The organism is Peristeroidobacter agariperforans (genome assembly GCF_004138335.1).
In the GTDB taxonomy this organism is placed as follows: domain Bacteria; phylum Pseudomonadota; class Gammaproteobacteria; order Steroidobacterales; family Steroidobacteraceae; genus Steroidobacter; species Steroidobacter agariperforans.
The window spans coordinates 70,081-81,110 of the sequence record NZ_RYFW01000005.1 but is presented as its reverse complement, the minus strand read 5'-3'; the positions used below and the strand labels follow the sequence as shown (position 1 = coordinate 81,110).

9 protein-coding genes are annotated in these 11,030 nt (G+C 62.6%); 3 read left to right on the top strand and 6 right to left on the bottom strand.

All coding sequences use genetic code 11. From position 1 onward, the window contains the following. Nucleotides 1-15: 15 nt before the first annotated feature. Nucleotides 16-456 carry a hypothetical protein gene (locus EK373_RS28165; RefSeq protein ID WP_129648135.1) on the bottom strand — a complete coding sequence of 147 codons (441 nt, stop codon included), beginning with the start codon at nucleotides 454-456 and terminating at the stop codon, nucleotides 16-18. A gap of 207 nt (nucleotides 457-663) precedes the next feature. Between EK373_RS28165 and ompR the strand changes: the two genes are divergently transcribed. Together ompR and EK373_RS28155 are read left to right on the top strand one after the other, a co-directional pair. Next, nucleotides 664-1,383 (top strand): osmolarity response regulator transcription factor OmpR, encoded by a 720-nt coding sequence (gene ompR / locus EK373_RS28160; protein WP_129648133.1) that lies wholly within the window; start codon nucleotides 664-666, stop codon nucleotides 1,381-1,383. Next, nucleotides 1,380-2,642, top strand: a complete 1,263-nt coding sequence (locus EK373_RS28155) for an ATP-binding protein (protein WP_129648131.1) — start codon at nucleotides 1,380-1,382, stop codon at nucleotides 2,640-2,642. The genes ompR and EK373_RS28155 overlap by 4 nt, the downstream gene beginning before the upstream one ends. Before the next feature lie 54 nt (nucleotides 2,643-2,696). On the opposite strand, the gene EK373_RS28150 is transcribed toward EK373_RS28155, so the two are convergent. Beyond that, a complete protein-coding gene (locus EK373_RS28150) occupies nucleotides 2,697-3,221 on the bottom strand; it encodes an AAA family ATPase (protein ID WP_129648129.1) in 525 nt (174 codons plus the stop codon). Nucleotides 3,222-3,426: 205 nt separating this feature from the next. Here EK373_RS28150 and EK373_RS28145 point away from each other — a divergent pair, with 205 nt between their 5' ends. Then, nucleotides 3,427-4,176 (top strand): hypothetical protein, encoded by a 750-nt coding sequence (locus tag EK373_RS28145; protein ID WP_129648127.1) that lies wholly within the window; start codon nucleotides 3,427-3,429, stop codon nucleotides 4,174-4,176. 106 nt (nucleotides 4,177-4,282) lie between these two features. Here the strand turns inward: EK373_RS28145 and EK373_RS28140 are convergent, their stop codons facing one another. The 4 genes from EK373_RS28140 to EK373_RS28125 are packed head-to-tail and all read right to left on the bottom strand — an operon-like array spanning nucleotide 4,283 to nucleotide 11,024. Further along, entirely contained in the window at nucleotides 4,283-6,082 is a 1,800-nt protein-coding gene (locus EK373_RS28140; RefSeq protein ID WP_129648125.1) for a DUF885 domain-containing protein, read from the bottom strand. Between the two features lie 48 nt (nucleotides 6,083-6,130). After that, nucleotides 6,131-9,442, bottom strand: coding sequence for a TonB-dependent receptor (locus EK373_RS28135; protein WP_129648123.1), 3,312 nt, complete (start codon nucleotides 9,440-9,442; stop codon nucleotides 6,131-6,133). Nucleotides 9,443-9,499: 57 nt separating this feature from the next. Then, nucleotides 9,500-10,477: a FecR family protein gene (locus EK373_RS28130; protein WP_129648121.1), complete on the bottom strand. Its 978-nt coding sequence runs from the start codon at nucleotides 10,475-10,477 to the stop codon at nucleotides 9,500-9,502. Further along, complete coding sequence (locus EK373_RS28125) at nucleotides 10,452-11,024, bottom strand: RNA polymerase sigma factor (protein WP_129648119.1); 573 nt, start codon at nucleotides 11,022-11,024, stop codon at nucleotides 10,452-10,454. The genes EK373_RS28130 and EK373_RS28125 overlap by 26 nt, the downstream gene beginning before the upstream one ends. Nucleotides 11,025-11,030: the final 6 nt, after the last annotated feature.

Below are 11,030 nucleotides of genomic sequence, written 5' to 3'. Positions count from 1 at the left end.
ATCAACACGCCGGCGCTAGCGCTTGCGCCGCTCTTTGAAGCGCGCCTGGAGCTGCTCACGCATTTCATCCTGAATCTTCCTGAACTCCGCCATCTGACGCTCATCGAGCACCGCCGCGACTTGCCGCTCCGTGGCTTCTCTGAGCTCGGTCATCTCACCGCGCAGTGCCCGCATCTGCTGAAAGCTCGGGCGCTGTCCGCCGTCCCGGTTCAGTCCATACGCATCCAGCAGAGCGAGCCGCTTTTCGAAGCTGGCGCGGAGAATCGGCTGAAGCTGCGCTTGCTGCTCGGCCGATAGATCCAGGCGCGTGCGTACTTCCTCGAGGCGTGCCTCCATCTGGGCACGCTGTTCCTCACTGAGCGCTCGCTCTCGTTGCTGGGCTCCCACCGCGCCCGCTGCGACGATCGCCGCAAAAGCCGCAACCATTGCGACAAAGACACCTTTGAAACGCATCATCAACGCTCCTTTGAGTTCAAACTTTCAACGGCCGCACCGATCGGAAAGAGATTCGCGCGGCCAGCGCAGCACGATAGGACGGCCGGCTCGAGGGTGCAGCCCCACTTTGTCAACGCTTGTTGCCAGCGCCCGCCGGTAGAAACATTTGTTTACAAATCGGCACCGGCGCCGTTTGCCGTCGCGGCTTGCAACCCCGATAGTGATCGAATGAACGATGTGAGTGCCCGGATCCTGCTCGTTGACGACGATGCGCGGCTGCGCGATCTGCTGCTGCGCTATTTGCAGTCGCAGGGCTTCGAAAGCCGGGGCGCAGGGGATGCGGTCCAGATGCAGCAGCAGCTGGACCGCGGCCACTACGATCTGATCGTGCTGGATCTGATGCTGCCCGGCGAGGACGGGCTGCAGATCTGTCGGAGGTTGCGCGGCCAGGGCGATGTCACGCCGATCGTCATGTTGACCGCCAAGGGTGACGAGATCGACCGCATCGTCGGCCTGGAGATCGGCGCGGATGACTATCTGCCCAAACCGGTCAACCCTCGCGAGCTGGTCGCACGCATCAAGGCGGTGCTGCGCCGGACGCGCCCGGTCCCCGGCGCGCCCAGAGCCGAAGGTGGCGAGATCCGCTTCGGCGAGTTCTCGCTCAACCTCGGTACGCGCGAGCTGCTGCGCAAGGGCACTCCGCTGCGGCTCACCTCCGGGGAATTCTCGGTGCTGGCAGCACTGTTGCATCATCCCCGCCAGCCGCTGAGTCGCGACCGACTGATGAGCCTGGCACGCGGCCGCGGCCACGACGCGTTCGAGCGAAGTATCGACGTCACGATCGCTCGTTTGCGGCGCCTGCTCGAAGCAGATCCGCGCAACCCTCGCATGATTCAAACGCTCTGGGGCACGGGCTACGTTTACGTGCCGCCGGAGGAAGCGCCATGATGTTCTTGCCGCGCGGAGTATTCGGTCAGCTGGCGCTCGTGATCGCGCTCACCTTGATTGGCACCGCTCTTCTCGCCGTACTGCTCGGTCGTGAGCTGGTCACGCGTCCTGCCGCCTCGCAGATGCTGCGCTCCATGGATGGCTTCGCAGGGGTCATCGAGGAGCTCGACAAGCACCAGCCGCGTGCGCGCATGCAGGAAACATTGCGCAAAGTGGGACTGCAGGTCAGCGAGACGCCACCGGAACAATCCACCGAGGGCGTTGGACCGTTCATGCGAGAGATCATCGATCAAGCCCGCCAGCGATCGGATGGACAGCGCGTCCTACGGATCGGTCAGCACCAGGGCAGCGAGGCGATCTGGTTCGAACTGAATACGACGCCACCCGTCTGGGTCTCCTTGGGATACCCGAAGGCCGGTGAGAGAGTGCGTCGATTCTCCGTACTGCTGCTAGCAGGTAGCGTACTGCTCGTGTGGCTGGCGGCGGCGTACTATGCGCGACGTTTGGTGATGCCGCTTCGACAGCTCGCGCAGGCAGCGCCTCGTATCAGTCGCGGAGATCCGCCTCCCGCGATGCTCGCCGCCTCCTCGCGCGAGGTTGCGGAGCTCGCGCAGGCCCTGTCGGCCGCGAGCCTTGAAGTACGCACCGCGGCCGAGGATCGCTCAATGATGCTGGCGGGCATCTCGCATGATCTGCGTACGCCGCTCACACGACTGCAGTACGCGATCGAGCTGTTACCAGACACAGACCCGGAACTGCGCGAGGGCATTGGCCGGGACATAGAGGAGATCGACGGTATTCTGACGCAGTTCATCGACTATGCGCGCGACGGTCGCGATGAGGCCAGCGAAGCGGTGAATCTGGCCGACATCTGCCGTAACGCCGCGACTGCCGCAAGCGGCGCATGGACCCTCTTCGTGCCAGATATCGCTCCGCTGCACGGTCGACCGATGGCACTGCTGCGTGCCGTGAGCAACTTGCTGGTCAATGCGGAGCGTCATGGGGCGCCGCCGCTGCGCTTGTATCTGACTGGCACCCAGGGCTCGTGGACGATCGAGGTGCGCGACCGGGGCCCGGGCATGTCCCCCAAGGAGGCCGACCGGGTGCGACAACCCTTTGCACGCGGCGCGAAACACGGCGGCAGCGGCCTCGGCTTGACCATCGTCGATCGCGTGGCTCATCAGCATGGCGGCGAGTTGCGGCTGCTACCGAATACGCCGCGCGGACTGTGCGCCACATTGCGCTTGCGTGGAAGCTAACGTTCGTGGCGAGCCCGCACATCAAAATGATGCCTGGACCCGAGTCATCGGCCGTCAGAGACGCGCTTGGTCTGAATCCGCAAGGATTCGATCCACCGTCTGATCCACGGTGAGACTGGAGTTGTCGATCCACAGCCCCAGCCCGCGAAGCTCGGCGTTCAATGTCTCATTCAGATGAGCCCACGCCGCAGCCACGTGTTTCTCCGAGCGCGTCCGATCACGTTGCAAGGCTGTCTGCACCCCCGGCGCCAACGTGACCAGGCGAACGTCGCAGGCCTTCAAATGTTCGCGGTACTCCTCCACGCGCGCCCTGTTGACCAGCACGTAATCGATCATGACCGCGAAGTTCTCTTCGGCAAAGGAACGCGCCAGCAAGCATTGATTGCGCACATTGAGCTGAATCTGCCGTCGCTCTTCGGTCTGCGGAAATGCCCCCAGCGGCACGGATCCTGAAACGATGAAATCCTGCAGCCGATCTCCTTCGACATGCACTGCCCGACGGAAGCGGGAGGCCATGGCGCGTGCAAGCGTGGATTTGCCAGCTCCCGGGATGCCATTGATGATCCAGATCTCGCTCATTTTCTCAGCCCCTGCTGTCGAACTGTTTCATCGGCTCACCGCACACGAATAGCAAACGTTGCGGGGTCGCCCATCTGAAGAACGCCCGCTGAATCCAGGCTGCGACTGTAGCCGACCGGCAATTTTTACCGTAGCGGAAAATGCAGCGCCACCCATCTCTGTGCAGTGGGACGGGGCGAGTCCATCACGCTGGAGTAAACATTTCATGCCGAAAATCAACGCACAGAACCTGCTTGCGACGTACGCAGGCGTATTGACCCTCGGCGCGACCGCTGCGTTGCTGAGCGGATTCACGAGCGAGGGCAACGCGCGATTCGACACGATCACCGTTCAGCGCATCAACGTCGTCGAGCCGGATGGCAAGCTGCGCATGGTCGTGACCAACAACAATCGTTTTCCTGGCTTGATCGTCAACGGCCACGAATATGCCGACATCAGGGACCGCAAAGGCCGAACCTCCGCGGGTCTGTTGTTCTATGACGCGCAAGCGACCGAAAGTGGTGGGCTGCTCTTTGGCGGCAAGAAGGATGCGCAGGGTAAGATCTCCCGCTTCGGCCACTTGGGCTTCGATCGTTACAACCAGGATCAGATGTTCAAGATCGGCGCCGAGGATGACGGCACCAACCATGGCGCCGAGATCCGATTCATCGATCAGCCCAGTTGGGACATCGAGGAGCACCTGCAGCTGCTCGAGCGCATCAAAAACCTGCCGCCGGCCGAGCAGGAGGCAGCCCTGAAAGAATTCGAGGCAACGCATCCGCCTGGCGCCGGCACGCGCGTTTGGCTCGGCAATCTGAACCTGCCTGTGTCGCCCGGCGATTCGAAGAATTCGTTGAATCTGATCGATGCCGCGGGTCGCGAGCGCGCTCGCCTCACGGTCGGCGCAGACGGAACACCGTCACTGGAGTTCCTCGACACTGCGGGCAACGTGACGCATCGGTACCCGCCGAACTGAGCCCAGGCGCAGCCAATCGTGCAAGCCGCTCGCCATCGATGCGATGGCGAGCGAGCCTGCGGGTCAGACACCTCATCGGCCAGCAAAGAGCGCACAGCCGATGCCGTTACTCACCCCTACGCTCCTGCTCGATCCAGGCGGCGACATTTTCTTCCAGCATCGGCAAGGGCAGCGGCCCGCTGCCGAGCACCACATCATGGAAGCGGGTCAGCCGAAACTTCCGACCCAGCGCTCGCTGCGCCCGCTCGCGCAGCTCTACGATCTTGAGCATCCCTATCGCATAGGACGTGGCCTGCCCCGGCAACACGATGTAACGATCGATCTCCCGCTGATTGTCGTAGTGTGAACCGGGCATGTTGGCATCCAGGTAAGCGACCGCCTGTTCCCTGCTCCAGCGCCGCTCATGCAAGCCGGTGTCGACGACCAATCGCGCGGCACGCATCAGCTCCATGGTGAGGCGTCCGAAGTGTTGGTCGGGATCTGCATACAAACCCATCTCGGCCGCGAGCCGCTCGCTGTAGAGCCCCCAACCTTCGCTATAAGCCGCCACCGAGTTGTGCCGGCGAAAACGCGGCAAGTCGCCGAGCTCATAAGAAATCGCCGCCTCCAGGTGATGTCCTGGAATGGCTTCGTGATACAGCACCACCGGCAACAGATATCGAGGCGCGGCTTTCATATCATAGAGATTGATAAAGAACACACCAGGCCGCGAGCCGTCCGCGGCAGGATTCTGGTAATACGCCTTGGCCGACGACCTCTCCCGCCACGCCGGCACCTGTTCGACCCCGACATCCACTTTCGGGACGTGGCTGACGAATTCGTGCTGTCGTAGCTTCACGGCCTCGAGCAGCAACGACGCTTCTTTCATGTATTGGGCTCGTCCGTCGACCGAGTCCGCGTAGTAGTAACGCGGCTCCTCGCGCATGTGCGTGAAGAACTCCTGCAGCGATCCTGCAAAGCCGATCTGCTTCATGAGCGTCCGCATCTCATCATGAATGCGCGCCACCTCTTTCAGGCCGAGCTCATGAATCTCCCCCGGCGCCAACGGCAGCGTCGTGTAGCTTTCAATGCTGAAGCGGTAATAGTCGGCGCCTCGGGGCAGCTTCCAGATGCCGGCCACGTCGGTCGCGCTTGCCTGCCCTGAACGCAGTTCATCGATCAGCAGTCGATAGCCCGGTCCGAAGCCTTCGAGCAGCGCCGCCTGCGCCTGCTTCAGGAGCGCGTCTGAATCAGCTGCGGAGAATGAGGCCTTTGCAAGCTTGGCGCGGAAATCCGCCAGCATCGGTCCGTCCTCGCCGTCCGGCTCGAACGGCCGGCCCTTCAGGAGATCTTCCGATTCGCTCAGCGTGAGGTCATACACGAAGCGCGGCGGCTGCACGCCCTGCTTTGCCTGCGCTTGCAGCTGTTTGACCAATTCCCGCATCAGCGGCAGCACACGCCGCAGTCGAGCGATGTAGGCTTGCGCATCGGCCCGCTCACCGATGGAATGTTCGTTCAACAGCGTGCTGGCCACGCGCCGATGCAGACCACCCATCTGTGTCACCAGATAGCCCGAGTGCCGCCACTGGAAGGCCTGTAGTGCCTCCTGCGAGTTGCGTTCGAACAAGCGATAACTGAGCTGCGCCGTGGCATCGAGCTTACTGAAATCGAAGCCGTGCAACTGGCGCAGATCGCCGCGTATCAGCTCGGCGTCTTCGAGTTGCCGGCGCTCGCTGATGTCATCCCAGCGATCCTGCTGTGTCTTCAAGCCCAGCCGCGTTTGCCGCAGCGGGCTGCGAGCGAGCGAGCGCTCGAAAGCGCTCTCGAAGAACGCATTGATGCGCTGAGTTTCGGTGCTTGCGGCGAACGCTGCCGGCGCGGACCACATCAGCAACGCCGTCGCGGCGATTGCAACCGAGCTTTTCATGGCTGGCCCCGGGAGCCGGGCTGCGTGGCGGCCGCAGCCCGCGCGTCTTCAGAAATGAGTGAACAACGACAGGAAATAGCGCCGGCCGATCGGGTCATAGCCCGAGAACCCATTGGGCAAGGCGTTCATCGGCACCTCCTCATCGAGCACGTTGACCGCGCCGAGCTGCGCACGCACGGCATCCGTGAAGCGATAGCCGAAGGTGACGTTATGCAGCGCATAGGAGCGAATGTGACTGGCGGCGAGCGTCTCCGGATCGAGATCGATGCCCACATCCACGCCGCTCTTCCACAGCGTCTGCCAATCGACATCGATCCGGTCCCAACGGTAGCCGATGTTGAATTGAACCGAATATTTCGGCGTGCCACGCAAGCCTGCCAGGTCGACCGCCTGGTCCCCGGCGAACACCGTCTCTTCGAACTTGGCGGTGTAGAACATGGTTGCGCCAACGCTCATCGAGCCGCTGCCCACATCGAACGCCGACTCGCTGGAAACGACCAGACCTTCGAAGTCGATGGTGGACAGATTCACATAGCTCTGCACGAAGCCATTGGCCAGATCGCCCACCTGCCGCGCCGGGAAATTGGGCGGCAGCGCGGCAATGTCCGCGGCGGTGTAACGGGTGAAGCCACTACAAGCGTCATTCGGGAACGTGTTGCTGTCGTAGCAGTTCTGCACGCGCCGCTCGATGCCGATGGCCTGGATGCCGCCCTCGAGCTTGATGTCGGTCCAGTCGATGGCCATGCGGACATTCGGCCACGCAACCGGCTGGAACACGATGCCCACCGACCAGGACTCCGCGATTTCGTTGTTCAGATCCGGATTGCCGACTTGAGTGCCGGTCGGCGACAAGGTTCCAGTGGTGCGACGAGCATTGAAAGCCCCTGGATTGCCGACACCCACGGCCGCGAGAGCCGCTGCACAGTTGGCGGCACGCGCGGTGGGGTTCGGACCGCTCGTGACATAGCGGGCATCGCACGGGTCGTCGAACGGCTCGGTGACCGGCGAGTTGGCAAACAATTCGGTGATGGCCGGCGAGCGGATCGCTTCGGTGTAGACGCCACGGAACATCAAACCATCGCCCCAGCCCGGCAAACGCGGAGCGAGGCGTCCGCCCGCCGACCAGGTGGTCGCACCGCCGGTCAAGGAATGATCGACATAGCGAACCGCACCTTCGACACTCGCCGTCTTGACCATCGGAACATCCGATTGCTCCGCGATCACGGGCGCCACGAGCTCAGTGTAAACCTCATTGGTATCGAAGCCGCCGGAGATGGGAAAGGCAGCGAGCACCTGCCCTGGCGGTCCGAGCATGGTGTTGCCCGTTCTGAACGCCGCGTCGGGCTGAAATGAGCCGGTCTCCTCGCGATATTCGTAGCCCAGGTTGAACGCGATCGGCGCGGCGATGCCGAAGGGCAGATTGCCCCCGAGATTGGCCGTGGCGACGCGCTGAGTGTTTACGGTAATCGCCGTGGCCGGGTTACTCACGAATTCCAGCGCTGCCTGACTGAAGTTGTTCACGCCGAACAGATTCAACGGCGCACAGCTGTTGCTGGGATCGCTACAGACGATCGCACCGGATGCAGGATCGAGGGTAACGTCAATCGCCTGCAGCAGCCGGTCCGGATCGAGATAAGTGAGCTCGGACACACCGCGGCTGCGACCGTAGTTGAACGACACATCCCACGACAGGCGTTCGCCGAACGCGTCGAAGGCGCCTTCGAAGCCTCCGACCAGCCGATACAGATCGACCGACGTGCGCCCGCCGGTGCGATCGTTGAGATCGTTCAAGTTCCGATTCATGTCGAAGGTGCCATTCGGCCCGAGATTGGCGATCAGGGTGTCGCGCGCAGACTGGCTCAGAAAAGGATTGTTCACCGAGAAGGTCAGCCGCGGCCCGCCGATCAGACCGGGCGCAGCATACGAATACAACTCGCTCAGCTCTCGGCCACGCGTGTTGGCGTAGGACAGCTCGAAGATTGCCCGCACCTGATCGCTGATGTCGAAATGTCCGATCGCGTTGATCAGCGTGCGCTGCGTGGGAGATAACAGCGAGAAGTGATCCGCCGGATTCATGCCGTCGCCGCCGGTAGTCGCCGCTGGTAGCACACCGCCGGAATCGTCGAGCACCGTGCCCAGATCGAACGGCACGAGGTTACCGTCAGGACCGAACTGCAGCGCTCGACCCTGCGCGTCATAGATATAGTTCGCGCGCGTGAACAACGGTGGCAGCAGGAGTCCAGGCATGCCGCCGCCGAAGATCGGTGCCGCCGTGTTTGCGTGGGGCAAACCGCCCTCGGTCAGGAAGGGATAACGAAGCGTGCCGATCACGTCCGAGGGAATGCCATCACCCGGGCCGGTGTCGGTGAGATTCGGGATGCGCATGTAGAAGCCGGGAAAACGGTCCGAATACAACAGGCCCTCGGCCTCGTTGTATTCGACGCCCACGGCAATGTTGCCGCGGTTCTCCATGAAGTTGCCGCCCATCAGCGCGCGAAACGTTTTGGTGTCGCCGCCGCCATCCTCGGTGGTGCCGTACTGAGCCGAGGCGTCGAAACCCTCGTAGTCTTTTTTGAGGATGATGTTGACGGTGCCGGCGATCGCATCCGAGCCGTACACTGGCGCGCCGCCGATCGAGACGACCTCTACGCGCTCGACCAGGCCGACCGGAATGGTGTTCAAGTCGACCTGAGCGCCCGCGGGTCCGCCGATAGTCGGGGCCTTCGAGCTCACGTAACGTCGGCCGTTGACCAACAGCAGCGTGCGCTGCGAGCCCAGGTTGAACAAGTCGACGAACGATTGCCCGACACCATGCGTGTCCTGTTCTCTGCCGACCGTATCGAAGCCCGAATCGCCGAACGTGGGCAGCGCATTCAACGCTTCTGCAACGTTTGTGTACCCGCGCCGCTCGATCTGTTGCGCATCAGTGACCAGGCCGGTCTGCAACGTGTCGAAGCCGGAACGCTTGATGCGAGAGCCCGTCACGACGATTTCCGTCAACTCTTCGGCCTCGAATTCTCCATTGGAACGCGTGCTCGGCGGTTCACGCACCGGAGCACGGCGGACCGTGACGGTATTTTCGCTGCTCGCGATGACTTCCAAGCCTGTCCCGCGCACCAGCAACTGGATCGCCTCGATGGGCGAGTAGTCGCCGCGTACCGGATTGGTCTTGATACCCTCCAGATGCTCCTCGGCCGCAAACACTTGCAGGCCCGAAGCACGCGCCCAGGTCTGAATGGCCACCGACGCGGGCTGCGCCGGAATGTCGAATGTAACTTTTTGCTGCGCCAGTGCAGTAGAAACGGCGAGCGCCAATGTGAGCAGGCCGCCCGCGATCTTCTTGCTTCCCCGTCTTCGCATGTGTTTCTCCCACGCGTTGTTCGTTGGGAGATACGATGATCCGTGCTGCAAATTCCGCTACTGCGTCAGGTGGAGAATTTCATCTTGCTCGACGACGCGCATGTTGAATGCAGCCGCGACTGCGTGCGCGAAGCCGCGTGCATCGCCCGTCTGGAATGTGCCGACGAACGCCTTTTGCGCAAGTTCCGGATCGTGAATGACGACGGTGTTGGAGGAATATCGGTTCACCTCTTCGATCGCAGCGGCGAGGCGATCGCCTTCGAAAATCAAACGTCCCTGTTGCCACGCGAGGCGACGACCGATCACTTCATCGCTCAAGGGCTCGACGTTGAGCGTTTCGGGCGCCGCGGGCTGCCAGGCATGTGCGATCACTTCCTCGTTGTGACGCACGCGGCGGATCGCTGCTTTGCTGGGATCGTCGGTGCGCAGAATATCCACGACCCCCTCAGTGACGGTCACCTCGACCCCTTCGGGCTTCATGCGAATATTGAACGCCGTGCCCACGGCGCGCACCGAGATATCACCGGCCTGCACGACAAAGGGGCGCTGCTGATCGTGCGCCACCTGGAACGTCGCCTCCCCATGGCGCAGCACGATGCGACGCTCATCGTCGTCGTATTTGACTTGGAGCACCGACTGCGTGTTGAGCGCAAGCGCCGAGCCGTCATCGAGCACCAGGCGGCGCGTCTCGCCCCGATCGGTGCTTTCGCGCCCGACGAGGTAGTGGCTCGAGACTCCGACGCTCGCAACGAGCGCCAGTACGCAGGCGGCGATGGAGGCCACTCGCGGCAACATCGCCCCGTACCAACGAGAGTGCCTGGCGCTCACGATCTCGCCGGCGCCCAGCGCGGCGACCCGATTCATGTCGCACCAGATCGCCTGCGCACGAACGAAAGCGCCGCGATGGCGCATATCGGCATCCAACCATGCATCCAGATCGCGCTGCTCGATCTCACTGAGCGTGCCGCGATCCATTCGCGCTACCCAGCGCGCGGCAATGCCGTCGATGTCATCTTTGCCGATGACGGTATTCATGAGCTTTCACTTTAGGCTGGGCAACCGCTGCATCGGCCGCTTTCATTTCGTTCATGAGCAGACGCAGCGCCTTCACGAGGTGCTTCTCGACCGTGCTCTCGGACAGGTGCATGCGTGCGGCGATTTCCTTCTGCGAGAGCTCCGCGAACTTGCGCAGCTCGAACGCTTCGCGGCACTTCGGAGGCAGCTTCGCGAGCATATGTTGCACGCGTTCGATCTCCTCCCGGCCGCTGACTCGACGCTCGATACTGACATCCTCGTTGGCGACATTGAGCGCATCGATATCAGCGATGGTTTCGATGGAGACGACGCGCAATCGGCGCAGCATCTCGCCGACGACGTGACGAGCGGTCACGAAGAAATAGGCGCGCGGATTCACGAGGCGCTCGGGACCGGCCGCCCACAGTCGAGCGTAGGCTTCCTGCACGATCTCATCGAGATGACAGTTGGGCAGCCCGCGCACTCTGCGGGCGAGCCACCGCCGGACATCCGCTTCGTGCGGCAGGATCTCCCGTGCGAACCAGCGAACATGCTCACTGCGATCCATAGGCCA